Consider the following 25,172-nt stretch of genomic DNA (forward strand, 5'->3'; position numbering starts at 1 on the left):
CCAAGACCTCTCTCACCTGCTCCCCGTCACCAGTCCACGGGGTACATAGGCCGACGTAGGGGCGGTTTGCGACGTGACCGGCTGCCGTACGACAGCCGCCTGCACCGCTGGAGCCGTTTCGGCAGTCGCCACCGGAACCTCGCTCGGCACGCTGGATAACACCGCACCTTGCGCCACCTGCTGCGTGGCGAAGCGCTCATCGAGCCAGTCGGCCCACCAGGCCGCGCGACGCATCACCTGATGGCGGTAGCGCGCATTGATCGTTGGCGTGCGCGAATGATAGTTGGCCACCCGCGTCCACAGGTCGCCGCGGTCATTACGCACATGGCCACGCAGGCGCCAGGCCGCTAGGTCGTAGGAGTAGCAGCCACCCTGTTCGACATCCTCGGGGGTGATGCCATAGCGCGAGAGTTCGCGCAGGTACGAGGTATTGAACTGCATAGGCCCCACGTCGTAGGTGCCGTTGCGGTTGCGCACCCACTGGCCAGGCTTGCCGCCCTCCTGGGCGGCCACAGCGAGCACGATGTTCACCGGCAGCTCGTACTTCACGGCGGCCATGATCGAACAGGCGACCGGCTCGCTGAGGGCCGGGGGCGGTGCGTCGGCAACGAATGGCATCCCGGGCGCGCCTCAGATGACCTTGCCGAACTTGTTGTTGATCGACCTGGTCGCGCTCGGGTCCGCCTTCGGGCAGCTGTCGAGGAAGGACTTACGGGCGTCAGCGGTCTGGCTCAGCTTGATCTTGCCTTTCTTCCGCTTGACGATGCTGAAGTAGTCGGCGACCGGGCCGTCGCAGTTTTCCACCACGCCGGCGCCCTTGAGCTTGCCCCACATGCACAACACCGTGGCGCATGGGTCGCGGGCTTCGGCGGGGAGGGCGACGCTAAAACCGACAATTAGCGCGGCTATGGGGAGGAATCTAACGGAACTCATGAGCACTCCTTGTTCAAACGTTTTCCTGTTTACTGTCGCGATAGGCCGCCACTTCGGTGGCCGGGTCGAAGTCACGACTGGACGAACCGGTGTTGAGGTTGGCGCGCTGGCTCAAACCTGCATTAGAGATTTCCGCAGCCAGCTTCCCTCCCATGGTCTGATCGATACGTGCCTGGGCCATTCGTCCCATCCCAGAAACCAGGTTGGCACTCATATCCAAGGCAATGCGACCGGCGGTGCCCATTTTGCTGGGTTTGCTGCTGGCGCCAATGCCACCGGAGGCCACGGGAACCTGGCCCTTCGTGGTACCTTCGCTGTTTGCTGCCCCCCCACTATTGGCGGCAGCTTGGGCCATACCGCCACCCCCGCCACTATCGCTGCTATCTTGGGCGCTTCCACCACCTGGTGTGCCATTTTCTCCAGCGCCTTGAGTCACGGCACCAGCGCCGCCACCCGACGAACCGTCGGAGCCCTTCGTACCAGCGCCAGATTCTCCACCACCCGACGAAGATTGGGATAGGCCACCTGAGCCTGAAGAACCTCCCCCTATTCCTCCGGATGCAGCTGAAGCCAAGCCCATGGCGGCTCCCAAAGGGCTCGCGCCGCCACCGCCACTACCACCGAACATGCGCGATGCGAGGTCCGTGCCTGCTGACACATTGGATTGGGCGCTTTTGAATGCTGCATACAAAGATTGCCCGCCACCCGCAATACCGGAAGCCGCCCCCATCACAGCAGATGCACCAGTTTTGAGTGCCGACGCCGCCATACTGGCAGCCCCCACCACCGCACCGGCACCGAAATTGCCAATTCCGGAATTGCTGATACTCGCACCAGACATGATTCCAGCAACGGCACCGGGTACCTTATTGACTAAAACCAACAAGGTGATGGCAATGATCATGATGACCGCCATTTCTTGAAAATGGAGACCGTTTTGCATACCTCGGTAGTATTCGTCCAGAAAACTTTTACCAATTCCAACCAGTAGCGCCATTGTCATGAGTTGCGCTCCAAGCCCCAGAACGGCTTTAAAATAATTAAGAGCCATATCCGAAGTCCAACGCGAACCACCGAAACCGAGGAAAAATATGCCGGCATACATCATGACCCAGCCGGTAATCAGCAGAAGCAACATGTTAATGGCGACCAACGCCAATACGACCAGAATGATACCCGCCATGATAAAACCGACGACACTATCAACGGGCTCCCACCATGTGGAGTTGTCGGAAACCTTGTCGAACAGCTCAAACCCAATGTCCACAATCGACGAAGGCGTAACAGTATCGGAAATTCCGGCTGCTTGCGCGCCGATGCGGGCAACCCCGTTGATTATCGAGGGTCCTATCCCTTGCCCTGACGGGCAGGCAGCAGTACCGCAGCTAGCCGCATTGGCAAGCAACCAGTAGAAAAACCCGGTAAACACGATGAAGCGAATAAACTCTGAAAAAAACTCTCCTATGTCGGCTTTTCTTAATGCCATGAGGCCAAATGTCCAAACCAGGCTGATCGTAACCAAGCACCAGAACAGCCACGTTGCATAGCCACCGATTGTTGCCGCCCACGTCGATGCAACAGCCTCGTAACGATCAACGACTTTGTTAAGTACATCTTTGTTGTCAATAGCTGCCATGGCCGTGTTACAAAAAAACACAACCATTAACGATGCAAGCGTTTTCAACATTGACCTCATCTGAGATATCCCTACCTGATAAGACCTTTAGTCGCAGTGCTCGGTTGAAAACCGCCTGTACCTTGATTTGGACATTTTTCGCGCAGATTACGCATTAAATCAGGGAATTTCCCTTCTTGCTTTTTTAGTGTTTCTATATCGTTACTACGCAGATCAGAACACGTCGGTTCTTTAACATCTTCAAAGCAGCCAGAAAGCGCAGAAACCAATACGACCACGACCGATGAAAAAACAACTTTTCTATACATAATTCTCTCCCGCTTAACGAATTAGGCCTTGAGTAGAGGAGCTTTTCTGAAAGCCCCCTTGACGAAGCTCCTTGCCTGCAGCTGTGGCCTTGGCCTGTCGATCGAGCTCCGCCTGCTGTTGAACTGCATATGCACTTTGCTGCGCCATCATCAAACTACGAATTTGCAGCAACTGGTTGGCCTGCTGGCTAGCAAGTTGGTTCGCAAACTGAATGGCCTTCATCTGGCCGTCTGCTGATGAAGCTGCCGACTGCAACCTTTCCAGTTGCTGAGCGTCCGCAGTCAAGTTTTTTTGTTGCTGCGAAATACTCTTGAACAATGCATCGCTGGCCTCCTTCCGCGCCCCAGAAGCAAGCTCTTCCTGTTTTACCAGAGCGGCTTCATCTTCAGGGCTGCAACCGTTGCTAGTAAAGCAAGGAGAACTTTTGTAGTAGCTTGTATCTTGAAACTTGTCCAAATACGAGTCGAGACTGCCGGCTTTATTGGTGTAATAGTTAAGCATGTCCTGCGCTTGCATCAGCTTGCTGATGGTCGCATTGGCCTGGTCCCAGATGTAGGCAGCTGGCGCAGCAGTATTCTTGATCATATTCTCGTACTGCTCCAGCTGGGTCCGATACTGGTTCATCTGAGTTGTGTACTCCTGAACCTGCTTGGCCGTCTGCGCGATGCTTTCGGCCATCGTGACCTGATTCAAGGCAACGTTTGCCCCATCAATAACTGGGATGCCTGCATTTACCTGCAGGCTAAAACCAAGAGCGGCCAACAGCACAATCGCCGGCTTCACTAACGTCGTAGACTTCATGTTCCTCTCCTTGGCGTGTTTCATCAGTAATCGAAAGACTGGTAAGGCTTCGAGAACGTCAGGTCCTTGGTCACCATCACGTTGAAGCGATACCCCGGACGGATTTCCAACGTGGGTGCAATGTTCAGGTTCTTGGCGATCATCTGCGCGGTAACCTGACCGAGTTGCTGGCCGAGCGCTTCACTCATGGCACTGCTGGCCGTCTCGCGGTCGGAGCTGTCGCTACTGGCACGGTCCTGGCTGAGGCTGATACCTGCGACGATGCCGGACATCAACAGGGCCGACCCGAAGATCCGCACGTAGTGGTTGTTTGTCTTGTCTTCGAAGCCGGAGTAGCCGCCCATGTCTGCGCCTGGCATCGAGCCGATGTCCATCGCCTTGCCATCAGGGAAGATGATGCGCTGCCAAGCTACCAGCACGCGCTTCTGACCGTAGGCAACATCGCTGGAGTAGCTGCCGACCAGGCGCGAGCCTTGCGGAAGCAGCAGGTGCTTGCCGGTGGCGGTGTCGTACACGGCCTGTGATATCTGGGCCATGATCTGCCCCGGTAAATCGGAATTGATACCGGACACCAGCATGGCTGGGATAACAAAGCCTGCACGCAGTTCATAGGGGCTGCGTGGCGCCTCAGGACTGGCATCCAGTCGCCAGCGATCTTCGCCGGGGGTGCTGCCGAACTGCTTGTAGTCCTTGCCGCTGCTGGCCGAGGCCTGCATCAGGAATGGCGAATCGCTTTCTGCTCCAGCACCGCCGCCCGCGCCCGCACCAATGCCAGCAGAGCGCAACTCGGCCAGTCGGGCTTTGAAGGCCGCATTTGGATCACTGCGCGATTGTTCATCCAGGCGCTGACGTGCGGCAGCGATACGGGCCAGGGCGTCCTGCTGGCTGAGCGGGCCACCAGCACCGCCAGCAGCACTCGAGCCCGCGCTGCGTGGCGCCGTGACCTGCACGGTGCTGCGTGCCTGAACGGCTTCCTGGAGCTGCTGCATCTTCATGCGCCGAATGCGCTCGAGCTCTTCGGCATTGACGTCTGACAGCATTTCACGCGGTGGCATGGGTGGTGCGTCGAGGTTGGTCGGTCGCACAACCTGCAGGCCGGCCGGCTGGGTTTGCGTGTTGTCCAGCACCGGCAAGGCCGGCGGCTCGGCCTTGCTCGGGATGATCCCATCCGAATCGATGCCGTTGATCTGCTGCGCAAACAGGCTGCTGTTGCCGGCTTTTTCAGCTTCCTTTTCCACCGGCTTGTTCTGCTTCTCCGCACGATCGGCTGCGACCAGCAGCATGATCAGCAAGAAGGTCATGGCAGCACCGCCAATGATGTACATCGGCCAGTTGTTGACCCTGCGCACACCAGCGCTGCGGTTCAGCTTGCCGGGGGACGCGTCTGGAGACATGGCGTCGTTCATGTTACTCATTGCTCGTCACTCCTTGCGCACCCAGGCACCAGCGGCCAACAGGCGGCCGTTCTGTACCGCGTAGACGCGGCTCAGGGATTCACGCCCGACCAGCAGGGTGACGCGGAACAGCTCGCTGTCCTTGGGCGCATCGACGATATAGTTGACTGGCAGCGGCGCAACCGTACCGGCCGGCGTTGGCGCAGGCTGGGCCTTGGGGTCGAACTCCTGCACCGAGAAGCCTGCGGCGCGCAGCGTGCTCACCAGCGAGGCGCCATAGCCATCGGGGGTTTCCTGGTTGATCCGCAGGCGCGTGCTGGCCGGCGGGTGTACCACGGCCAGCTGGCGCACAGTGGCACCGGCCAGCTGCTGGTTGATTGCCGGCGTGGTGCGCTCGGCGAAGTTGCCATATGGGCCGCTTGCACAGGCGGCAAGCCAGAGGGGGGCGAACAATGCGATCCATGCGCGCATATCATTTACCCCGCTGGATGGTGATACGGTCCTGGGACTTGCCGACACCGGCAATCAGGATGGCCTTGTCGAACACGGTGTCGACGATGTAGCGGTCACCCTGGATGCGATAGTTGACCATCACGGTCTCGTCATCGCGGAACCAGCCACCGTCCTTGCGCACCACCAACAGCGACGGCGCTTCGGTCTGAGCCATGCTGCGCGGCATCTGGATGATGGTCTTGCTGCCGTCGTTGTAGACCCGCACCGGCTTCCACGAGGTATCGCCGCTGACGGTGTAGTCGAAGCTCAGGTTGCCCAGGTACTCGCCGGTTTCCGGGATGGTCGCCTTCTTGCGCTCGGTCGCTTCGCGGTTCTTGATCAGGTTCCATTTCGCCAGTGCCTCTTCCGGATAGGTGAAGGCAACTTGCGGCATGTACTGGGTACGGTGCGAGCGCAACTTGAAGTGGTAGGTGCGACGGTTGGTGGTGACCACCAGGGAAGTTTCCAGCCCCACGTCCATCGGCTTGATGATCAGGTGCTGGACCTCGCTCTCGCCCATGCCGGTGATGGCCGGCTCGACCGTCCAGCGTGCAGTGTCGCCAAGGTTGATCGAGTTGACCTGCTCACCGGCTTGCAGGGCGATGTCGCAGACCTGCAGCACGGCACAGACGATACTCGGCTGCTGGGCGCCGTAAATGAAGCGGGCGGTGCCGTCGCCGCCGTCCACTGGCTTGATGCCGGTGGCGCTGGCCTGCTGCCAACGCTGGGAAATGGCCAACGCGGCCTTCTCTTGCGGCGTGAGGGTCGGATTGGCATCGGAGAAGTACAGATCGGCCTGGCTTGTTCCTGGCGCGGCCTGTGCGAACGCGGGCAGGAGTGCCGCGAGGATGGCGCAAAGGTAACGGTTCATGGTCGGTCCTTCAGAGTTGCTTGGACCAGGAGAAGTCGCGCACGTACGTCCCGATCGGGTTCATCCGTATTTGCTCTTCGCTGGTCTGGGTAGTGGGTTCGGCGGTATAGGTGGTCACCAGGGCACGCCAGTTGGCCTTGCTCTTGATCAGGCCCTGGCGGTCACGGGTGACTTCTTCCCAATCGACCTGCCAGGTTTCCGGGGTCTGCTGCATGACCGAGCGGATATCGACGCTGACGGTTTCCTCGGCTGCACGCAGGAACGGGCTCGATTCCTTGGTGCCATTGAGCCACTCGTTCATCTTCTGCGTTGCTGCGTCGTTCGGCGCCAGCAAGGCGTACAGGCGGAAGATCGATTTGCGCAGAAGCGCGACATCCGGTGTAACCGTGCGGGCATCCGCGATAAACAAGGCCACTTGTGACTTCACCACCCGCAGGTCGACGGGCTGGGCCACCTGCGCCGGCGCGACCGCCATCGGTTGGCCGAGCTTGTCGACTTCCACGACGTAAGGCACGAACTTGGACTGGCTACCGATATGGATGATGCCGCCGACACCGGCGAGGGCGACCATCATCGAAAGGATGCCTACCACCTGCCAGGACTGCCGCGAAGTCACCACGCTACCAACATGGTCGTTCCACGTACGACGGGCGGTCAGGTACGGGTTATCGAGGACGGCGCCCTTGGGCCCGGCCGTGTTGCTTTCACCGTTCATGGCGGAAGCTTTGGCGGGGCGTTTCATGACCATCCCCTTGATGCTTTCAGCGAGGCTCATGCGGCCACTCCATAGTCGTTCAATCTGAGGCCCCTGGCCGCCAGCCATTCGGCCACCCAGCCATCACCGTACTTGGCTTCCAGGCGCTTGATGGCGGCCACCGACTCTTTGTCGGAGGAGCCGACGAAGGCCAGCGCCAACGGGCCCAGAGCCAGGTCGTAGAGGCGTCGGCCGTTCTCCGATACGTAGTAGTACTGGCGCTTGGGAACAGCCGTGGCGAGGATTTCGATCTGCCGGGCGTTCAGCCCCATGCGCCGGTAGAGGGCAGCAGTGTCCTCGTCGCGGGCATAGACGTTGGGCAGGAAGATCTTGGTGGCAGTGGACTCGACGATGACATCGAGGATCCCCGAATTGGCCGCGTCCGACAGGCTCTGGGTGGCCATCAGCACCAGGCAGTTGGCTTTACGCAATACCTTGAGCCACTCGCGGATTTTCTCGCGGAAGGCAGGGTGACCGAGCATCAGCCAGGCTTCGTCGAGAATGATCACCGCGGGCTGCCCCTTGAGTGCGCATTCAATGCGGCGGAACAGGTACAGAAGCACCGGCAAGGCGTACTTGTCGCCCAGGTTCATCAGCTCCTCGATCTCGAACACGGTGAAGTCGGACAGCGCCAGGCCGTCCTCCTCGGCATCGAGCAAGTGGCCCATCGTGCCGTCGACGGTGTACTGGCGCAGGGTTTCACGCACGGCCTCGTCCTGCACGATGATGCAGAACTCGGACAGCGTGCGGGAGCCGTCGCGGTACATGGTCATTACCGCATGGCCGATCTCGTTGCGCTGCGCTGCGGTGGTTTCCAGGCCATTGAGCGCCAGTACGGTGTCCAGCCATTCCATCGCCCAGGCGCGGTCGCCCTTGGTTTCCAGGAATTGCAACGGGCAGAAGGCCAGGCGCTCGTCGTCTGCCGCCACGGTAAAGTGACGACCGGACTGACCTCCGCTTTCAGCACGAATACCGGCCGCCAGCGGGTACATGGACATGCCCTTGTCGAAGGCGAAAATCGACATGCCCTGATAGCGACGCAGCTGGGCTGCAATCAGTGCCAGGTGTGTCGACTTGCCAGCGCCGGTCGGGCCGAACATGAAGGTATGGCCCAGGTCACGCACGTGCAGGTTCAGGCGGAACGGTGTGGCACCGCTGGTCACGCAGTGCATCAGCGCTGGTGACAGGGGCGGGTAGAGCGGGCAGGGGGCATCGGCACTGCCGGTCCAGATGCTGCTGGTAGGCAGCAGGTCGGCCAGGTTGAGGGTGTTGATCAGCGGCCGCCGCACGTTTTCCACGCCGTGCCCAGGCAGGCTGCCGAGGTAGGCGTCGAGCGTGTTGATCGATTCGATGCGGGCGGCGAAGCCCATGCGCTCGATGGCTTTCTCGACCTTGCGGGCAGCTTCTTCCAGCTGGGCACGGTCCTCATTCATGAGCACCACTACACTGGTGTAGTACCCCTGCGCAACCAGGCCGCTATTGACTTCGGCGATCGCGTCGGCGGCGTCCTGCACCATGGCCAGGGCGTCCTGGTCGATGTTGCCATTGTTGGTATTGAATACCTGGTCGAAGAAACCGCGAACTTTCTGCTTCCACTTCTTGCGGTACTTTTCCAGGTGCTGGACCGCCTCATGGGTGTCCATGAAAATGAAGCGGCTGGACCAGCGGTATTCGCAAGGCAGTTCAGCCAGTGCCGCGAGAATGCCGGGGGCTGACTCCAGCGGGAACCCCTCGATGGCCACTACCTGGACGAAATTGCGACCAATTTTGGGTACTACGCCCCCCCAAAGTTCCTTGCCGCCGATGACAGCATCCAGGTACATCGGGTTGCTCGGCAGCAGGACCGGCTGGCTTACACCAGTGACACAGAACTGCACCCAGCTGAGCAGGTCGTCATGGGTGATCTCGGCACCTTCCTCGGTGACCATGCGGTTGCCTTTGAGGCGCGTCAACTTGAGCACCGAGGAAAGGCTGCCTTCGACGCCGAGACAGTCACGCTTGAATTGCTCGATCAGGTTACGTGTACGAACCTTGGCGTCTGGCGGCGCAGTGTCGTCGTCGAACATCAGTTCAACGAATTTCTGTTGCGCCAGCATCGGTGGGAAATAGGTGAGGGTCAGCACGAAATAACCTTCGTACATGGTCCCCAGCGATTCGAAGTACGCACGGCGCTCTTCGTCGATGGCTGCAGTCAGGCTGTCAGCGAAGTGCGAGACACCTTTTGCAGAGTAGTTCGACGCCGGCCGGCGCACCGCATCGACGTGGATCATCCAGCCGTTACCCAGGCCGGCCAAGGCCTGGTTGATGCGCAGCGAAACCAGTTCGCGCTGCGCTTCGGTGCTGCTGGCGTTGTCATCTCCGCGGTACAGCCAGGCGGCCATGAAGGCACCGTTCTTGCCCACGATAACGCCATCGTCGACCATCGCCGCATGGTTCAGCAGGTCGGCAAGGCCGGCATCCTTCGAGCGATGCTTCTTCAGCTTGAGTTCGGCATCCACCTGCAGCAGGCGTTGAACCAGCAGCAGTACCAGCAAAACACCGAGGGCAGCGATGGCATACGCAATACCTTCGATCATTTGTATTGACTTCCCTGACTTGGAGGATTGTCCCTGAACGGCGTGCTACGCGCCGGGTAATAGGACTTGTAGCGGCGATGGCGCAGGTACACGTGGCGCATCTTCGGGTCGGCCTTGGCCATGACGCGGAGCACGAACAGGGCACCGAACCACAGCACCAGGCCGACCACGGTTGCCCGCAATTCCTGGGCACTGAAGATCAGCGCGAAGGCGAGCAACCCGGAAAACATCACCAGCTCGCGATCCCCGCCCATGAACAGGTTGTCCCGGTTTCCGGCCCGCCGGATGGGAATCGTGCGCAGGGCCATGGTTCAGACCTGACCTTGCACCGGGCCATACTGCGGCAGCAGCTGCGCCAGCTCGGCGCTGGTGCCGAAGAAGGTGGTCATGATGTTGTTCGCGCCAACGATCAGTGCCATTACCAGCACGAGGAAGATCAACGTACGGAAGAAGCCATTGAGGTCGCCGCCGAAGATCAGGACGCCCCCCGCGACCACGATGCCGATGATCGACAGGGCGAAAGCGACAGGGCCGGTAACCGATTGACGCAGAGAGGTCAGCCAGCTCTCATAGGGCAGCGAACCGCCGGTGCTGGAAGAGGCGAAGGCGCTTTCCGGAGCTACCATCACAGCCAGCATCAGGAAGCTGAAGGCCAGGTAGCCAAAGGTTTGGGCGTTGACGCGGAACAGCGAAGTGTTGGCTTGCATGTGCGATATTTTCCTTAAAGGTTGCGCATGAGGTAACGGCCGTTTTCGTACCCGGAAACTTCGAGGATTTCCTGGACGCGACGGCCTTCTGGGGTTCTGGCGATGGAAATGACGACATGAACCGCTTCGCCAATCAGCGGCTCGATCTCGGCTGGGGCCGATTTGTTGCGGGAAACCAGGGATTTCAGGCGGGTCAGCCCCTCGCTGGCGCTGTTGGCGTGCAAGGTAGCCGCACCACCGGGGTGGCCGGTGTTCCAGGCATCGATCAGGTCAAGCGCCTCTTCGCCACGCACTTCACCGACCAGGATGCGATCCGGGCGCATGCGCAGGGAGGTTTTCAGCAGGTGAGTCATACTCACGTCCACGGTGGTGTGGTACTGCACGAAATTCTTCGCCGCGCATTGAATCTCGCCGGTGTCCTCGATGATGAACACGCGCTCGCTGGGGAACTCGACGACCATTTCGTTGATCACCGCGTTGACCAAGGTGGTCTTGCCGGTACCGGTACCACCAATCACCAGGATGTTGCGGTGCTCGCGGATGGCGCGCTTGATTGCATCGCACTGGGCAGGCGTCATGATCGACGATTCGACGTACTGGTCGAGGGTGTAGATGGCCACTGCCTTCTTGCGGATGGCGAACGTGGCCGCGCGCACGACCGGAGGCAGCTGGCCGGCGAAGCGCGAGCCGTCCAGCGGCCATTCGCCTTCGAGCAGCGGCTTGCTGCGGGTCACTTCCTTGCCATGGAAGCCGGCCACCGTCTTGATGATGGACTCGGCCTGCGCCGGGCGCAGGTCGCCAATGTGTTTCATTGGCTGGCCTAACTGCTCGAGCCAGAGTTTGCCGTCACCATTGCACATCAGCTCGACGGTCTGAGGATCGTTGAGCGCATCAATGATGAGCGGGCCGGCATCGCGCTCCAGCTTTTTCCTGGCGCGATCTTTCAAGCTGGCAGTTTCTGCAGTTTCCACACTTAATCGTCCATGAAATTGATGCCCGACTCCGTTCATGGGAAGGGCATTTAAGCTTCCTGCTGCAGCTCATCGAACTTTGGCTGAATCGAAGCCTTTTTGGCTCCATCGAACTGGCGATCGAGCAAAAACTCTGCTGATCAATGAGCGGCCTTTTAGAAAGGCGCGGAGATTACCGGAGCGAATTTTCCTACACAATTAGTACCAAAATGCCACCATGCTGCCCCACCAAGACCGCTCTGAATGGGCGTAAATCAAGGCTCTAGCGCTCTGTCGCATCAATTCGTAATGAAATTGCCTTCACGTTTTGCTAGAAAAACATGACGCAGTTCACATTTAACCGCGACGTATTCTTACCTGACTTGCGCATGAACTCGAGCAGTTCACCAATCAAGGTCATACTGTGATCACGCGTAACTATTCAAAGCCCAACAACCCATCAGAGTAATGGCAACTGGCTACCTGGAGGACTGAACTTCGTACAGTCAAGTACTTGGGAATCTCGCCCTTCGAAATCCAGTTTGCGCAGGGTCTTGGCGAAGCGTTGAGCCAGCAATTCGGCAAATACCCCTTCACCGCGCATGCGCACACCAAATCGGCTGTCATACAGCTCGCCACTGCGGCTCTGGCGAATCAGGCTCAACACATGCGCCGCCCGCTGCGGGTAGTGGTCCTGAAGCCATTGCTCGAATAACGGCGCCACCTCCAGCGGCAGGCGCAACATCATGTAGGCCGCGCTCTGGGCACCTGCCTCCCTGGCCGCCTCCAGCAACCGTTCCAGTTCACTGTCGTTGATCATTGGAATCATCGGCGAACACAACACGCCCACGGGCACCCCCGCCTCGCGCAACACGCGGATCGCTCGCAAGCGCGCCTTGGGTGACGCCGCACGCGGTTCCAGCACCCGTTTCAGGTCATCGTCCAGCGTGGTCAGGCTGATCATCACCCGCGCCAGGCGCTGGCGGGCCATCTCGGCGAGCAGGTCGAGGTCGCGTAACACCAGCGAACCCTTGGTGACGATGGTCACCGGGTGGCGAAAACGCAGCAGCACTTCAAGCAGGCGCCGAGTCAGCATTTGTTCCCGCTCGATTGGCTGGTACGGGTCGGTATTGGAACCCAGGTTGATCGGTGCGCATACATAACCCGGTTTACTCAATTGTTGCGCGAGCACTTCGGCGGCGTTGGTCTTGGCAATCAGCTTGGTCTCGAAATCCAGACCGGGGGATAGGTCCCAGTAGGCGTGGGAAGGGCGGGCATAGCAGTAGATACAACCATGCTCGCAGCCACGGTAGGGGTTGATGGAGCGGTCGAAGGGCAGGTCGGGCGAGGTGTTGCGGCTGATCACCGACTTGGCCGTCTCGACTCGCACCTCGGTGCCCTGGGTTTGCGGCACCTCCTGGTACCAGCCATCATCCTCAGCCACCGAATGGCTGGGGGCAAAGCGGTTGTGCGGATTGTGCGCCGTGCCACGGCCCTTTTGCGGTGCTGGAGGAATCATGGCTTACCCCGGATACTGTATTCATATACAGTACCGTGCATGTCTGAATCCTGCCAGCACCTCCGGTCAGCGTGCCCTCACTTCAGGCCATGCCAACGCAGGTAAGGCTCCTGGCTCGCCTGTCGACCAAGGAACACCTCGATACTTTCACGCAACGGGCGCGATGCCCCCGGGGCAAGCAATGTCTCCTGCAGCGCCCGGCCTGTGGCCCGATCCAGCAGGCCTTGTGCCTCGAAGCGGGTGAACAGGTCCAGGGCGTGCACATCCGACCACAGATAGGCGTAATAGCCGGCATCGTAGCCATTCACCAGATGGTCGAAGGCGTGCGCCGGGTGTTCGAAATCAGCCAGTGGCCAGTAGCCACAGCGCTCACGGGCATCGCTCAGGCGCTGTTCGAGGGACCGGCCATCGTTCGGCGTGCCATGCAGGTCCAGGTCGAACAACGCCAGGCTCAGATCACGCGCGGTTTCCTCAACGCCTTGCTGCCGCAAGCGACGCAGGCACTCATCGACCCGTGCCCGGGTAAGCTGGCTACCATCGTGCTGGTGCGACGAGATCGCCACCAGGTAATCCGCGTCCCAGACCCAGCGCTCGAACAGCTTGCCGAACAGCTCTACGCCATCGGTACCGAGTTCGGTGACGTTGGACATAACGTGGTTGGTCGTGCGCACCAGCAAGTGGTGCAAGGCATGGCCAAATTCATGGAACAGCTTGCGCAGTGACAGATGGTCCAGCAACGGCTGGCTACCCGGCAGCGCTGCTGGCACGTCGCTGTAGACCACCACCGAGGCCGCCTGGTAGATCCCCTCGGCATCGACCCGGCGGTTGCGAATATAGGTGGTGAACACCGAGTCAGGCTCCTTGCTGGCATGCTGTACCGCGTCCAGGTAGAGGAAACCGATCAAGGCGTTGTCCTGCCACACCTCGAACGGTTGCACACTGTCATCCCAGGTTGCCAGCGGCCTGGGCTGCAGCGTCACGCCAAACAGCTTCTCCGCCAACTGCTGCAACGCGCTGACCACGGCATTCAGCGGGAAGTATTCGCGCAAGGCTTCGGTGGAAAGCTCCGTGCGCGACGAGGCCTGCAGGTAGGCAATGTCCCAGGGTTGGACATTCTCCAACCCCTTGGCTGCGGCCTGGCGCTGCATGTCTGCGCGCCACTGCAGCATGGCCGGCCGCACATGGTCGGCCAGGTCATGAAGAAAGCCGCGCACCTGGGCAACCGAACCCGCGCTCTTTACATGCAGGCTCTGCTCCAGATGGCTGGCAAAGCCGAGCAGGTGGGCCTTTTCTTCCCGCAGCCTCGCCAGTTGCTCCAGGTGCGAGCGATTGTCCTGCTGCAGGCCAAGGCCGACGCCTCGGGTGTTGTAAGCCCGGTACACGCGCTCACGCAGTTGCCGATTGCCGGCATGTTTGAGCACGGCATCGGTGGCCACGCTTTCACAGGCAATCAACCAACCCGGCTCACCCGCCTCCTGTGCCCTTGCAGCCAGCTCTTCACGGATGCGTAGAGGAACACCGCTCAGTTCGGATTCATCCGAGATGCTCAGCCCTGGCCGGTTTATGTTGCTGCGAAACGCCTCGCGCCCGGCGCCAATCTGTTTCTGCAGTTCGGCCAGACGCACCTTGCCTGCAGGGTCGAGCAATGCACCAGTGGAGGCGAACTTGTGCAAATGCCAGCGCAACGTGGCGCGTTTCTGTGCATCCAGCTGCTTGCCGATGTCGCTGTTGGCCAAGCGCTCGTACAGGGTTTGCAGTGCGGAGTTGGTGAACTTTCGTTCAAACCGCTCTGTGGCCTTGGCGAAGAAGTCGAAGATGGCCCCAGCCCAGGTTTCATCCCGACCAATCAATGGCGAGGCGGCATACAACACCGCCAGCAGCTGGCTATCCAGCCCGTCCACCGCCAGCACCATGTCATCCCAGGTTGGCAATGCCTGCTGGTCGCGGATGATGCGTTCGATACCTTGCTCGTGTGCCAACAGCACGTAGTCGAAGGCAGCTTGCATGTTTTGAAGCGTGATCGACGGATAATCGACGGGGGTGTGGCTGTTTTGCAGAAGGGGATTGTCCATGGTGCAACACCTTGCTCGTAGAAAAGAGCAGGCGAGCTTGCATGGCAAGCGTGGAGCGGGCGCCCTGAATATCTACCACCCGGGCATGCAAGCCCGGGTGGCACGACAGCATTATTCAGCCGGCTTCTTCAGCTTCGGGTTGGGGAAGAACTGCACCGTCTGTACCTTGGCCGGCGCGGCTTTCGGTTCCAGATGGTTGACCCGGGTGCCGAGCTCCTTCGGCACCGACAAGCCCTGCTCGTTGAGGGTGTCGGTAAAGCCGCAGGCCACGCATTCGCGGTGCGGTACGCCGTCTTCGTTCCACATCATCAACTTGTCGGGTTCGCTGCACGCCGGGCATACCGCCCCGGCAATGAAGCGTTTCTTGGTCTTGTTCACGGCTACCTCGCTCATGCTGCAGCGTCCTCGCTCAGGCCACTATGGCGCAGCAAGGCATCGATGGAAGGCTCACGGCCACGGAAATCGACGAACAGCTCCATCGGCTCGCGCGAACCACCGCGTGCCAGGATCGCCTCGCGGAAGGCGCGACCAGTCTCGGCGTTCAGCACACCTTCTTCCTCGAAGCGCGAGAAGGCGTCAGCCGAAAGTACTTCGGCCCACTTGTAGCTGTAGTAGCCCGCCGCGTAACCACCCGCGAAGATGTGCGCAAAGCTGTTGGGGAAGCGGTTGTACGCCGGTGGGCGCATGACCGACACCTCGTCGCGTACGCCTTCGAGCACCTGCAGCACGCTGCGGCCGTCACCATGGGTGGCATGCAGCTCGAAGTCGAACAGCGAGAACTCCAGCTGTCGCACCATCATCATGCCCGACTGGAAGTTCTTCGCCGCCAGCATCTTGTCCAGCAGGTCCTGGGGCAGGGGGGCACCGGTTTCGTAGTGGGCGGAGATCAGTGCCAGGCCTTCCGGCTCCCAGCACCAGTTTTCCATGAACTGGCTGGGCAGCTCGACCGCGTCCCAGGCCACGCCGTTGATGCCGGATACGCCGGCATGCTCGATGCGGGTCAGCATGTGGTGCAGGCCGTGGCCGAACTCGTGGAACAAGGTGGTGACTTCATCGTGGGTCAACAGCGCTGGCTTGCCGGGCGCGGCCGGGGTGAAGTTGCACACCAGGTTGGCCACCGGGCTCTGCAACTGGCCAGCGGCAGTGCGGCGACGGTCACGCGCGCCATCCATCCAGGCGCCGCCACGCTTGTTGGCTCGGGCGTAGAGGTCGAAGAAGAAGCGGCCGATTTGCTGGCCGTTTTCCTTGATCTCGAACAGGCGCACATCCGGGTGCCAGCTGTCGAAGCCCTTGAGCTCGGCGATCTCGATGCCGTACAGGCGCTGCACGATGCTGAACAAGCCGCCCAGCACCTTGTCGATCGGGAAGTAGGCGCGCAGGGCTTCCTGCGACACGCTGTAGCGCTGCTCACGCAGCTTCTCGCCGAAGTAGCCGGCGTCCCAGCTGGCCAACTCAGGGCAGCCCTGCTCGGCGGCAAAGGCCTTGAGCTGCTCAAGGTCCTGGGCGGCGAACGGCTTGGAACGCTTGGCCAGGTCACGCAGGAAGCTAAGCACCTGGTCGCTGGACTCGGCCATCTTGGTGGCCAGGCTCAGCTCGGCGTAGTTCTTGTAGCCCAGCAGTTCGGCCAGTTCCTGGCGCAGGCCGAGGATTTCCTGCATCACCGGGCCGTTGTCGAACTGGCCGGCATTCGGGCCCTGGTCCGAGGCACGGGTACAGTAGGCGGCGTACAGCTCTTCGCGCAGTGCACGGTCGCTGGCGTAGGTCATCACCGCGTAGTAGCTGGGAAACTCCAGGGTGATCAGCCAGCCGTCGAGGCCCTTGGCCTGGGCAGCGGCGGCCATCTGCGCCTTGGCCGAATCGGTCAGGCCGGCCAGCGCGGCTTCGTCGGTAACGTGCTTGGTCCAGGCCTGGGTGGCGTCGAGCAACTGGTTGGAGAACCGGCTACCCAGCTCGCTGAGCTTGCTCTGCACTTCGGCATAGCGCTGCTGTTTGTCCGCCGGCAGGTCGATACCCGACAGGCGGAAGTCACGCAGGGCGTGCTCGAGGATCGTCTTTTGCGCCACGTCGAAGCCGGCGGCTTCGGGGCTGGCGATCAGTGCCTGGTAGGCTTCGAACAACGCACGGTTCTGGCCCAGTTCGGTAGAGTAGGCGCTCAGCGCCGGCAGGCACGACTCATAGGCTTCGCGCAGTTGTGCGCTGTTGCACACCGCATTGAGGTGGCTGACCGGGCTCCAGGCGGCGCCCAGGCGGTCATTCAGTTCGTCCATGGCCAGCACCAGGCCGGCCCAGGTAGGGTTCTTGCCCTGCTTTTCGAGGATCTCGGCAATGGCTTTACGGTTGTCGGCCAGGATCGCTTCGATCGCCGGCAACACGTGTTCGGCACGGATTTGCGAGAAGGGCGGCAGATCGTAGGACTGCAGAAGCGGGTTGTTCGCACTCACGGTTTGGATACCTTGGCAGAAGAAACACTGCCCCATCTTAATTACAATCGACGCCGACCGCAGCAGGCAGCCTGCCTATCGGCACAGATGAGAGACGCTATCATGGCCATCCGAAGCTTCCAGCAACACACTCCGAAAGTTGGGCCCAGGGCCTTCGTCGACCGGTCGGCGGTGGTGCTGGGCGATGTGGAAATCGGTGAAGACAGCTCGGTCTGGCCGTTGACCGTGGTACGCGGCGACATGCACCGCATCCGTATCGGCGCACGCACCAGCGTGCAGGACGGCAGCGTGCTGCACATCACCCATGCCGGCCCGTTCAACCCGGACGGCTTCCCGCTGATCATTGGCGACGAAGTGACCATCGGCCACAAGGTCATGCTGCATGGCTGTACCCTGGGCAATCGCATCCTGGTCGGCATGGGCAGCACCGTCATGGACGGCGCCATCGTCGAGGATGAGGTGATCATCGGCGCCGGCAGCCTGGTGCCCCCAGGCAAGCGCCTGGTCAGTGGCTACCTGTACATGGGCAGCCCGGTGAAACAGGCCCGGCTGCTGAACGACCAGGAGCGCGCGTTCTTTTCCTACAGCGCCAGCAATTACGTGAAGCTCAAGGACCAGCATTTGGCCGAGGGCTACGATCAACCTGAATGACCGCATTCGCGGGCTTGCCCGCTCCCACAGGTCTAGTGGAGCCTTCCAGGCCAGCGCTGTACCTGTGGGAGCGGGCGAGCCCGCGAAGCAGGCCACGCAGCACTCAAGTGGAACCCAGTAAATGCACCAGCAGAACATCCTGTTCGACCTCGACGGCACCCTGACCGACCCGCGCCAGGGCATCACCCGCTCGATCCAGTACGCCTTGGCCAAGCTAGGCATCGACGAGCCGGACCTGACCCGCCTCGAACACTTCATCGGCCCACCCCTGCTGCAGGCTTTCATGCAGTTTTACAACTTCGACGAAGCCAAGGCCTGGGATGCGGTGAACTTCTATCGTGAACGCTTCAGCGTCACCGGACTGTACGAAAACCTGGTGTTCGACGGTGTGCCGGAGCTGCTCGAAGCGCTGAGCGGCCAAGGCCGCACGCTGTATATTGCCACCTCCAAACCTTGGAAATTCGCTCGCGAAATCGCCCGTCACTTTGCCTTCGACCACCACTTCAAGGTGATCTATGGCAGTGAACTGGACGGCACGCGCACCAACAAGGTCGAGCTGATTCGCCACCTGCTGGATGAGGAGCGCCTGGACCCGGCGCAGACGCTGATGATCGGCGATCGCAAGCATGACCTGATCGGTGCACGCAGCAATGGTTTGCAGGCAGTGGCGGTGGGGTACGGGTTTGGTAGCCAGGAAGAGCTGATGGCGGAAGAACCGGCATTCCACTTTGCTACCTTGGCCGAGATGCATCAGGCATTTCTCAAGGCTTGATGGCCATGGGGGCTGCTTTGCAGCCCATCGCCGGCAAGCCAGCTCCCACAGGTACTGCGCATGACTTGAAATCGGTGCGGTCGGGGTGGGAGTTGGCTTGCCGACGATGGGCCGCAAAGCGGCCCCAAAAACTCACAGGTTAGCCATCAACCTCTGCAACACAGCCTTCCTTTCAGCGATCGGCAACCTTCCCAGTTGCTCAACCCGCTCGTAAAACCGCCGCCAGTCCCCGCCAACCTCGCCGAACACCACCGCAAACGCCGGCACCCACTGGTCATACAGCCCGAACGGCAACAACTTGGCATTGCTCATCGGCCCATACATCCAGGCGTCATAGCGCTTGTCACCACCCCACTGGGCATCACGCACCTGCCGGTATTCCCGCCTTAGACGTTCGAACTCCGCCTGCTTGGCAGCCCGCTTCTGCACATCACCCAGAGGCCCTGCATAAATCGCCTGCAGCCGCTCGCGGCTGGCCAGCACCAGCCGAATGAACTGCTCACGCTGCTTCCCCCGCTCCCCGTCAGAAGCAGCCAGGCCACGCGCCACGCGCCATTGCCGCGTGCCTTCCTGTTCGACGAAGGAGGCAAACGACTCGTTGAACTCGGTATCGTCCTGCACATAGAAGCGCTGGTGGGCCAGCTCATGGAAGATCAGTGTGGCCAGGCGCTCGTCGCTCCAGCCCACCATCGATGACAGAATCGGGTCGTCGAACCAGCCCAGCGTCGAATAAGCCTCCACGCCGCCCACGTACACATCCATGCCCTCCTGGCGCATCAGCGCTGCCGCCCCACGCGCCGCGCCTTGTTGGTAATAGCCGCGGTAGGCCACACACCCCGCGATCGGGAAGCAGTGCGTCACTGGCTGCAACGACAGCTCGGGGGTGGCGAACACGTTCCACACCACATAGGGCCGGCCAATGTCGGCATACACCCGGTAGCTGCGGTTATCCGGCAGCTTCAGCTGCTGGCTGGCAAATAACCGCGCCTGCCTGGCGTGCTCCAGTCGTGCGCGCAATTGCGTTGAAGTGGCCGGGTTGGCCACTACCTGCTCCACCGGCTGCCGTGCGCGTAGCAGCTGCAACTGGCCCTCGGCCAGCTGCCCATAGTAGGCCACGCTGCTGCAACCGTTCAGCAGGAGCACCGCCAGCAGGGGAACCAAACGGCTAAAAACGAGGTCGAGTGGCCCAGGGCCTGAGCGCTGCACAAGAATAAGTCGAAGCATCCGCAACTGTCTGACTCGCTCATGGCCGATTCACGCCAAGACTATCTCGCCAAGGGGGCGTTTCGCCATGCGTGCACTGTTGGTCACCAGCTCACTGTTGCTGATATCCGCCTGTTCGACCCTGCCAGACCCGGACCCGAACCAGGCCTGGATCGACCTCACGCCCTACGACAACACCTCGCTGCACGCCGTGCAGGTAGATGAACGCGACTGGGCCGACAACCGTTACTTCGAAGTACCGCCCGGCAGCCACGAGCTGACCGTGCGCTACCAGTTTCCGGTTACCCCAAGCAATATCGGCCCGGTCGAGGAGCCTTTGTGGCGGGATTGCCAGGTCAAGCTGACCTTCAAGGATTTCAGTGCCGGCCAGCGCTACCAGCTGCAGGCTGGCAGCATCGGCTTCCGCCCCTGGATCAAACTCTACGACCATCAGCAGAAACTGGTTGGCCAAGGCCTGCCTGCAGGCTGCCAGCGCACCTGAAACACACAAACGGCGCTATGCTTGTAGCGTGTAAATCGCAAGCGGGAGTCTTGCCATGCGCCAGCCCATGATGCTGATCGCCCTCAGTGCACTGGGGGCTTGCGCCAGCCCCTTGCCGCCCGTCGACCCCAAGCAGGCCTGGGTCGACCTGTACACCATAACCCCCGGCAGGGTGATCATGGCCGACCGCCTTGATGGCAAACGCCTGGAGGATGGCCGTTACTTCCAGGTGACGCCGGGCAAGCACGAACTGGTAGTGCGCTTCGATTATGAGATCAAGGGGGGTAGCCTCACGACCCAGCCCAGGGACCGTACCTGCTACCTGACCGTGCGTTTTGACAACTTCAAGGCCGGTGAGCGCTATCGCCTGGAGGCACGGGCGCCGGTGATGGAGCCGCAGGTGCTGCTGTATGACGGCAGCCGCAAGGTGGTGGTGAACGAACCTAGCGAGGTGTTCTGCATTCCTTGATCGGGGGCCGCTTCGCAGCCCATTCGCAGCATAGGGCTGCTACAAAGATCGCGTATTTCCTGTAGGAGCAGCCTTGCGCTGCGAATGGGCCGCAAAGCGGCCCCAGGCTCCAGGACTCACCGATCATTCTTCTGATAAATGATTTTTTTGGTCCCACCATCACAGGTCCCGACGACCATGTTCGGGTCCTTGACCTCACTGTTGGGCACGATTTCCAGGGTATAGGACGAAACCCCCTGGGCCTGGATCTTGGCCTCGATCTCGGCTTTGAGCTCTTCGCACGGCTTGACCGCCGCCAGCGTAGACGTGGCGACCAGGGAAGCCAACACGGCGATTGCGACGCGAATCATGAAACGGCTCCTGAAAGGGCAGCGTGCTGCCGACGCTGTCTAGACTACAACAAACCGCCCTCATTGCACTGCTTCAACCCACCAACGCCGCATCAAGGCTGATCTTCGCGTTCAGCACCTTGGACACCGGGCACCCGGCCTTGGCCTTCTCGGCAATCTGCAAGAACTGCGCTTCACTCGCCCCGGGCACCTTGGCCCTGAGTACCAGGTGCACTGCGGTAATGGCAAAGCCGTCAGCCTGCTTGTCGAGCGTCACTTCGGCAGCGGTGTCAATCCTGTCCGGGGTGAACCCCGCTTCGCCCAGCATCATCGACAGTGCCATCGAGAAGCAGCCAGCGTGCGCCGCGCCGATCAGCTCCTCCGGGTTGGTCCCTGGCGAGCCCTCGAAACGGGTGTTGAAGCCGTAGGGGTTCTGCTTGAGCGCACCACTTTCGGTAGAAAGCAGGCCTTTGCCGTCTTTAAGGCCACCTTGCCAGATCGCCGATGCTGTCTTTTTCATGATGCCTCCTGGTCTCGGGTTACATACTTAAGGCTTCAGAGGCCAGCCGCCTACAGCAAGTTCAGAGCAATCGCACGGCAAGCATTGAATCCGGCGAATGTGCCCATACAGAGTTGAAAAGGCCTGTGGCCAAACACCTTTGCGGAGGCTCCATGACGCAGTTGCGTGACCTGAAGATTTCCACCCTCGACCTGGTGCCGGTACGCGCCGATGCCGGCCCGGCGCAGTCGCTGCGCAACTCCCTGGACCTGGCGCAGCACGTCGAGCGCTTTGGCTACAACCGCTTCTGGGTAGCCGAGCACCACAACATGGACGGCATCGCCAGTTCGGCGACTTCGGTGCTGATCGGCTACCTGGCCGGGGGCACCTCGAGCATTCGCGTGGGCTCTGGCGGGGTCATGCTGCCCAACCATGCGCCGCTGGTGATCGCCGAACAATTCGGCACCCTGGCCAGCCTGTATCCGGGGCGTATCGACCTCGGGCTGGGCCGCGCGCCGGGCTCCGACCAGATGACTGCCTACGCCCTGCGTCGCGACCGCGCTGGCGGCCCGGATGACTTCCCGGATGATGTCGAGGAACTGTCACGCTATCTTGGCCCGCGTACCGATGATCAAAAAGTGATCGCTGTGCCTGGGCACGACACCGGTGTGCCCATGTGGCTGCTGGGTTCCAGCCTGTTCAGCGCCCAGTTGGCGGGTATGCGCGGCATGCCCTACGCCTTCGCCTCGCACTTCGCACCACGCCTGATGCATGAGGCGATCCGCGTGTACCGCAACCACTTCAAGCCGTCGACCACATTGGACAAGCCGTATGTGATGCTGGGCATTCCCATGGTAGTGGCAGAAACTGACGAAAAGGCCGAGTACCTGGCCACCTCCGTGTACCAGCGCATCCTCGCGCTGATTCGCGGGCAGAGCCTGATGCAAAAGCCGCCAGTGGAAAGCATGGATGGGCTGTGGCTACCCCATGAGCGGGACGCGGTGGGCAGCTTCCTCGGCCTGGCGATGATCGGCAGCCCGCAGAAAGTGCGGGCCAAGGTTGAGGTGCTGCTGGAGCAGACCGGCGCCGATGAGCTGATCTTTACCTGTGATTTGTATGAGCATGCGGACCGGATCCGGTCCTATGAACTGATGGCGCAGGCGCTCAAGACCGCGTGACCTTCTTCGCGGGCTTTCCCGCTCCCACAGGGACTGCACAGATGCTGAAACCTGTGCAGCCCCTGTGGGAGCGGGCGAGCCCGCGAAGAAGCCAACGCGTTAACCGCGGCGGTACACAATCTCCTTGGTACCCGCCTCGCAGGTTCCGATCACCTTGCCGGCCGGGTCACCCTTGTCGACGATCTCCAGCTTGTAGCCGGTGACCCCCTTGGCATCCAGCTTGGCCGCAATTTCTGCCTTGAGCTCCTCACACGGCTTGCCTGCTGCCAGCGCACCACCGGCCAGGGTCATCAGGCCCAGCGCCAGAATCAGTTTGTTCATCACTCGCTTTCCTTGTGCAGATGAAATCAGAAAGGGCACCCGCCAAGGCGCCCCTTTCCTGAATACCCCATCATGCCGGGCTCATCCAGCCCGGCAGTGTTTCAGCTATTGGCGATACGGAAGCCGACCTTCAGCGTGACCTGGAAGTGCGCCGCCTTGTTGTCGCGGATATGGCCACGGGTATCTATCACTTCGAACCACTCCAGATGCTTGATGCTCTTGCCGGCTTCGGCCAGGGCATTGTTGATCGCCTCTTCGATGCTGGTGGTCGAAGACCCCACCAGTTCGATCTTCTTGTAGGTGTGATGATCGGTCATGAGCGCTCTCCTTGGATGATGGTGAAATTGAGCCTAGCAGCGCAGGCCGGGTTTACCTGCGAGCGGTCACCCTAGGCGAAAGTTCGATCGCACTTTCGCTTCGCTTGGCAGTCGCAACCTCTACAGCCCACAACGCGAAGGAGAGTCAATATGCACCGCAATTCGCTGCGTAAAACGTCCCTGGAAAGCATGGAAGCCGAAATCGAGAGCCTTCTGAAAAGCCTGGAGAACCTCAAGCATGACGCGTCGGAAGAATCCCAGAAGTCGGTGAAGGCCATCCGCAGCAACGCCGAAAACGCCCTTCGGCATTCCCGTAGCCTGCTGAGCGATGCCTACGAGGAAGTGAAGCAGCGGACCCGCCAGACGGGCATCGCCACCCGTGATTACGCCCAGGAACACCCGTACACCACTGCGGGTGTTGCCATCGGCGCACTGGGCCTGCTGGCGGCGTACCTGATGTGCAAACGTAACTAAGCGCCCTGGCGCGCCAGTTCCGCCCTTAACCACTGCGCCAACTGCTCGGCGCGCCCGTCCGCGGCGCGTCTGGGCACCCACAGGGCCAGCGCCGCAGGGGTAGGTGAAAAACCCCATGGCGCACTCAAACGGCCCGCCCGCAGGTCATCGGCGACCAGAGGCTGCGGCGCAATCGCCACACCCAACCCGGCCACGGCAGCTTCCAGCAGGTAATACAGGTGCTCGAAAGCCTGGCCATAGTGAAGGGCCGCCGGCTCCAGCCCCTGTTCCAGCGCCCAGGTGGGCCAAGCCTGCGGGCGGGAGGTGGTGTGCAGCAAGGCTTCGCCCAGCAAGGCCTTGGCCGGCGCAGCCTGCAAGCGCTCGAAACCGGCGAAATGCGGGCTGAGCACCGGCCCGATGCGTTCCTCGGCCAGTACATGCACCTGCATGTCCATCGGCCATGGCGGCTCGGCATATACCAGCAGCGCATCCAGCCCTGGCCGTCGCGGGTCCAGGTCCCCTTCACCGGCCGACAGGTGCAGGCGCAGTTCAGGCAAGTCCGCCTGCAGCCGCCCCAATCGCGGGATGAACCAGCGCGCCAGCAGGCTGCCCGAGCAGCCCAGCACGAATGGCGCCTCGCTGACGTCGCGGCTGAGCTCGGCGCACACGCTGCGCAAGCGGTCGAAGGCTTCGCCACTGGCATCGCGCAGGCGTATGCCGGCATCTGTGAGTTTGATGCCACGCCCGTCCTTAACGAAGAGCGCTACGCCCAGGTGCTCTTCAAGCACCTTGATCTGCCGACTGACGGCGCCATGGGTGACATGCAGCGCTTCCGCCGCCTGGCTGACGCTGTTAAGCCTGGCGGTGGCCTCGAAGGCCCGCAGGGCGTTGAGGGGAGGGAGGTCGTGGGCCATGGTACCTGTGAGTTTTTCTGACAAGTTTGCGCAATCTTATCGGTTTTCAGCCGGGCGTGCCGTGGTTAGAGTAAAGCCCATCACTCATTCATTACGCCCTGGAGCGCCC

At 61.1% G+C, this 25,172-nt stretch carries 29 protein-coding genes; 6 read left to right on the plus strand and 23 right to left on the minus strand.

Annotated elements, in window-relative coordinates:
• Positions 1 to 12 precede the first annotated feature (12 nt).
• The 17 genes from CAF70_RS00170 to prlC all read right to left on the minus strand — a co-directional run bounded on the left by CAF70_RS00170 (position 13) and on the right by prlC (position 17,455).
• Positions 13 to 618: a transglycosylase SLT domain-containing protein gene (locus CAF70_RS00170; RefSeq protein ID WP_085621394.1), complete on the minus strand. Its 606-nt coding sequence runs from the start codon at positions 616 to 618 to the stop codon at positions 13 to 15.
• Positions 619 to 630: 12 nt separating this feature from the next.
• Positions 631 to 933, minus strand: coding sequence for a TrbM/KikA/MpfK family conjugal transfer protein (locus CAF70_RS00175; protein ID WP_085621395.1), 303 nt, complete (start codon positions 931 to 933; stop codon positions 631 to 633).
• 13 nt (positions 934 to 946) lie between these two features.
• Entirely contained in the window at positions 947 to 2,620 is a 1,674-nt protein-coding gene (gene trbL / locus CAF70_RS00180; protein ID WP_256573234.1) for a P-type conjugative transfer protein TrbL, read from the minus strand.
• A gap of 20 nt (positions 2,621 to 2,640) precedes the next feature.
• Positions 2,641 to 2,877 carry a hypothetical protein gene (locus CAF70_RS26015; protein WP_143491494.1) on the minus strand — a complete coding sequence of 79 codons (237 nt, stop codon included), beginning with the start codon at positions 2,875 to 2,877 and terminating at the stop codon, positions 2,641 to 2,643.
• 13 nt (positions 2,878 to 2,890) lie between these two features.
• Positions 2,891 to 3,679: a P-type conjugative transfer protein TrbJ gene (gene trbJ, locus CAF70_RS00185; protein WP_085621397.1), complete on the minus strand. Its 789-nt coding sequence runs from the start codon at positions 3,677 to 3,679 to the stop codon at positions 2,891 to 2,893.
• 23 nt (positions 3,680 to 3,702) lie between these two features.
• A complete protein-coding gene (locus tag CAF70_RS00190; RefSeq protein ID WP_085621398.1) occupies positions 3,703 to 5,094 on the minus strand; it encodes a TrbI/VirB10 family protein in 1,392 nt (463 codons plus the stop codon).
• A 6-nt stretch (positions 5,095 to 5,100) separates the two neighbouring features.
• Positions 5,101 to 5,544, minus strand: a complete 444-nt coding sequence (locus CAF70_RS00195) for a hypothetical protein (protein ID WP_063912337.1) — start codon at positions 5,542 to 5,544, stop codon at positions 5,101 to 5,103.
• Position 5,545: 1 nt separating this feature from the next.
• Entirely contained in the window at positions 5,546 to 6,436 is an 891-nt protein-coding gene (gene trbG, locus CAF70_RS00200) for a P-type conjugative transfer protein TrbG (protein ID WP_085621399.1), read from the minus strand.
• Positions 6,437 to 6,446: 10 nt separating this feature from the next.
• The gene (locus CAF70_RS00205) at positions 6,447 to 7,211 is read right to left on the minus strand and encodes a conjugal transfer protein TrbF (protein WP_085621400.1); all 765 of its coding nucleotides are present in this window, start codon (positions 7,209 to 7,211) and stop codon (positions 6,447 to 6,449) included.
• The gene (locus CAF70_RS00210) at positions 7,208 to 9,766 is read right to left on the minus strand and encodes a VirB4 family type IV secretion/conjugal transfer ATPase (RefSeq protein ID WP_085621401.1); all 2,559 of its coding nucleotides are present in this window, start codon (positions 9,764 to 9,766) and stop codon (positions 7,208 to 7,210) included. The genes CAF70_RS00205 and CAF70_RS00210 overlap by 4 nt, the downstream gene beginning before the upstream one ends.
• Positions 9,763 to 10,074 carry a conjugal transfer protein TrbD gene (locus tag CAF70_RS00215; protein ID WP_085621402.1) on the minus strand — a complete coding sequence of 104 codons (312 nt, stop codon included), beginning with the start codon at positions 10,072 to 10,074 and terminating at the stop codon, positions 9,763 to 9,765. The genes CAF70_RS00210 and CAF70_RS00215 overlap by 4 nt, the downstream gene beginning before the upstream one ends.
• Before the next feature lie 3 nt (positions 10,075 to 10,077).
• Positions 10,078 to 10,473 carry a conjugal transfer system pilin TrbC gene (gene trbC, locus CAF70_RS00220; RefSeq protein WP_085621403.1) on the minus strand — a complete coding sequence of 132 codons (396 nt, stop codon included), beginning with the start codon at positions 10,471 to 10,473 and terminating at the stop codon, positions 10,078 to 10,080.
• A gap of 14 nt (positions 10,474 to 10,487) precedes the next feature.
• Positions 10,488 to 11,444 carry a P-type conjugative transfer ATPase TrbB gene (gene trbB / locus CAF70_RS00225; RefSeq protein WP_256202908.1) on the minus strand — a complete coding sequence of 319 codons (957 nt, stop codon included), beginning with the start codon at positions 11,442 to 11,444 and terminating at the stop codon, positions 10,488 to 10,490.
• Positions 11,445 to 11,883: 439 nt separating this feature from the next.
• Positions 11,884 to 12,942, minus strand: coding sequence for a PA0069 family radical SAM protein (locus tag CAF70_RS00230; RefSeq protein WP_085621405.1), 1,059 nt, complete (start codon positions 12,940 to 12,942; stop codon positions 11,884 to 11,886).
• Between the two features lie 77 nt (positions 12,943 to 13,019).
• A complete protein-coding gene (locus tag CAF70_RS00235; RefSeq protein ID WP_085621406.1) occupies positions 13,020 to 15,014 on the minus strand; it encodes a M3 family metallopeptidase in 1,995 nt (664 codons plus the stop codon).
• 111 nt (positions 15,015 to 15,125) lie between these two features.
• Positions 15,126 to 15,407 (minus strand): YheV family putative zinc ribbon protein, encoded by a 282-nt coding sequence (locus CAF70_RS00240; RefSeq protein ID WP_085621407.1) that lies wholly within the window; start codon positions 15,405 to 15,407, stop codon positions 15,126 to 15,128.
• On the minus strand, positions 15,404 to 17,455 hold the full coding sequence (gene prlC / locus CAF70_RS00245; RefSeq protein ID WP_256573235.1) for an oligopeptidase A: 2,052 nt from the start codon (positions 17,453 to 17,455) through the stop codon (positions 15,404 to 15,406). The genes CAF70_RS00240 and prlC overlap by 4 nt, the downstream gene beginning before the upstream one ends.
• 102 nt (positions 17,456 to 17,557) lie before the next feature.
• Here prlC and CAF70_RS00250 point away from each other — a divergent pair, with 102 nt between their 5' ends.
• Both CAF70_RS00250 and CAF70_RS00255 read left to right on the plus strand, forming a co-directional pair.
• Entirely contained in the window at positions 17,558 to 18,106 is a 549-nt protein-coding gene (locus CAF70_RS00250; RefSeq protein ID WP_085621409.1) for a gamma carbonic anhydrase family protein, read from the plus strand.
• Between the two features lie 121 nt (positions 18,107 to 18,227).
• The gene (locus CAF70_RS00255; protein ID WP_085621410.1) at positions 18,228 to 18,878 is read left to right on the plus strand and encodes an HAD family hydrolase; all 651 of its coding nucleotides are present in this window, start codon (positions 18,228 to 18,230) and stop codon (positions 18,876 to 18,878) included.
• Positions 18,879 to 19,010: 132 nt separating this feature from the next.
• Here the strand turns inward: CAF70_RS00255 and CAF70_RS00260 are convergent, their stop codons facing one another.
• Positions 19,011 to 20,084 carry an aminopeptidase gene (locus CAF70_RS00260; RefSeq protein WP_085621811.1) on the minus strand — a complete coding sequence of 358 codons (1,074 nt, stop codon included), beginning with the start codon at positions 20,082 to 20,084 and terminating at the stop codon, positions 19,011 to 19,013.
• Between the two features lie 85 nt (positions 20,085 to 20,169).
• Here CAF70_RS00260 and CAF70_RS00265 point away from each other — a divergent pair, with 85 nt between their 5' ends.
• Together CAF70_RS00265 and CAF70_RS00270 are read left to right on the plus strand one after the other, a co-directional pair.
• Positions 20,170 to 20,583 carry a hypothetical protein gene (locus tag CAF70_RS00265; protein WP_085621411.1) on the plus strand — a complete coding sequence of 138 codons (414 nt, stop codon included), beginning with the start codon at positions 20,170 to 20,172 and terminating at the stop codon, positions 20,581 to 20,583.
• Positions 20,584 to 20,638: 55 nt separating this feature from the next.
• Complete coding sequence (locus CAF70_RS00270) at positions 20,639 to 21,052, plus strand: hypothetical protein (protein ID WP_085621412.1); 414 nt, start codon at positions 20,639 to 20,641, stop codon at positions 21,050 to 21,052.
• 116 nt (positions 21,053 to 21,168) lie between these two features.
• On the opposite strand, the gene CAF70_RS00275 is transcribed toward CAF70_RS00270, so the two are convergent.
• Positions 21,169 to 21,402 (minus strand): DUF1161 domain-containing protein, encoded by a 234-nt coding sequence (locus CAF70_RS00275; protein WP_085621413.1) that lies wholly within the window; start codon positions 21,400 to 21,402, stop codon positions 21,169 to 21,171.
• A 73-nt stretch (positions 21,403 to 21,475) separates the two neighbouring features.
• Positions 21,476 to 21,901, minus strand: coding sequence for an OsmC family protein (locus CAF70_RS00280; protein ID WP_085621414.1), 426 nt, complete (start codon positions 21,899 to 21,901; stop codon positions 21,476 to 21,478).
• A 152-nt stretch (positions 21,902 to 22,053) separates the two neighbouring features.
• Here CAF70_RS00280 and CAF70_RS00285 point away from each other — a divergent pair, with 152 nt between their 5' ends.
• On the plus strand, positions 22,054 to 23,058 hold the full coding sequence (locus CAF70_RS00285) for an LLM class flavin-dependent oxidoreductase (protein ID WP_085621415.1): 1,005 nt from the start codon (positions 22,054 to 22,056) through the stop codon (positions 23,056 to 23,058).
• 99 nt (positions 23,059 to 23,157) lie between these two features.
• Here CAF70_RS00285 and CAF70_RS00290 read toward each other — a convergent pair whose 3' ends face one another.
• Positions 23,158 to 23,379, minus strand: a complete 222-nt coding sequence (locus tag CAF70_RS00290) for a DUF1161 domain-containing protein (protein ID WP_085621416.1) — start codon at positions 23,377 to 23,379, stop codon at positions 23,158 to 23,160.
• A gap of 101 nt (positions 23,380 to 23,480) precedes the next feature.
• Positions 23,481 to 23,696: a dodecin gene (locus CAF70_RS00295; protein ID WP_013970282.1), complete on the minus strand. Its 216-nt coding sequence runs from the start codon at positions 23,694 to 23,696 to the stop codon at positions 23,481 to 23,483.
• A 150-nt stretch (positions 23,697 to 23,846) separates the two neighbouring features.
• On the opposite strand from CAF70_RS00295, the gene CAF70_RS00300 reads away from it, so the two are divergent.
• Positions 23,847 to 24,170 carry a YqjD family protein gene (locus CAF70_RS00300; RefSeq protein WP_085621417.1) on the plus strand — a complete coding sequence of 108 codons (324 nt, stop codon included), beginning with the start codon at positions 23,847 to 23,849 and terminating at the stop codon, positions 24,168 to 24,170.
• On the opposite strand, the gene CAF70_RS00305 is transcribed toward CAF70_RS00300, so the two are convergent.
• Positions 24,167 to 25,063 carry a LysR family transcriptional regulator gene (locus CAF70_RS00305; RefSeq protein WP_085621418.1) on the minus strand — a complete coding sequence of 299 codons (897 nt, stop codon included), beginning with the start codon at positions 25,061 to 25,063 and terminating at the stop codon, positions 24,167 to 24,169. The genes CAF70_RS00300 and CAF70_RS00305 overlap by 4 nt on opposite strands.
• Positions 25,064 to 25,172: the final 109 nt, after the last annotated feature.

The sequence above is a fragment of the Pseudomonas sp. B19(2017) genome, assembly GCF_002113165.1.
GTDB lineage: Bacteria > Pseudomonadota > Gammaproteobacteria > Pseudomonadales > Pseudomonadaceae > Aquipseudomonas.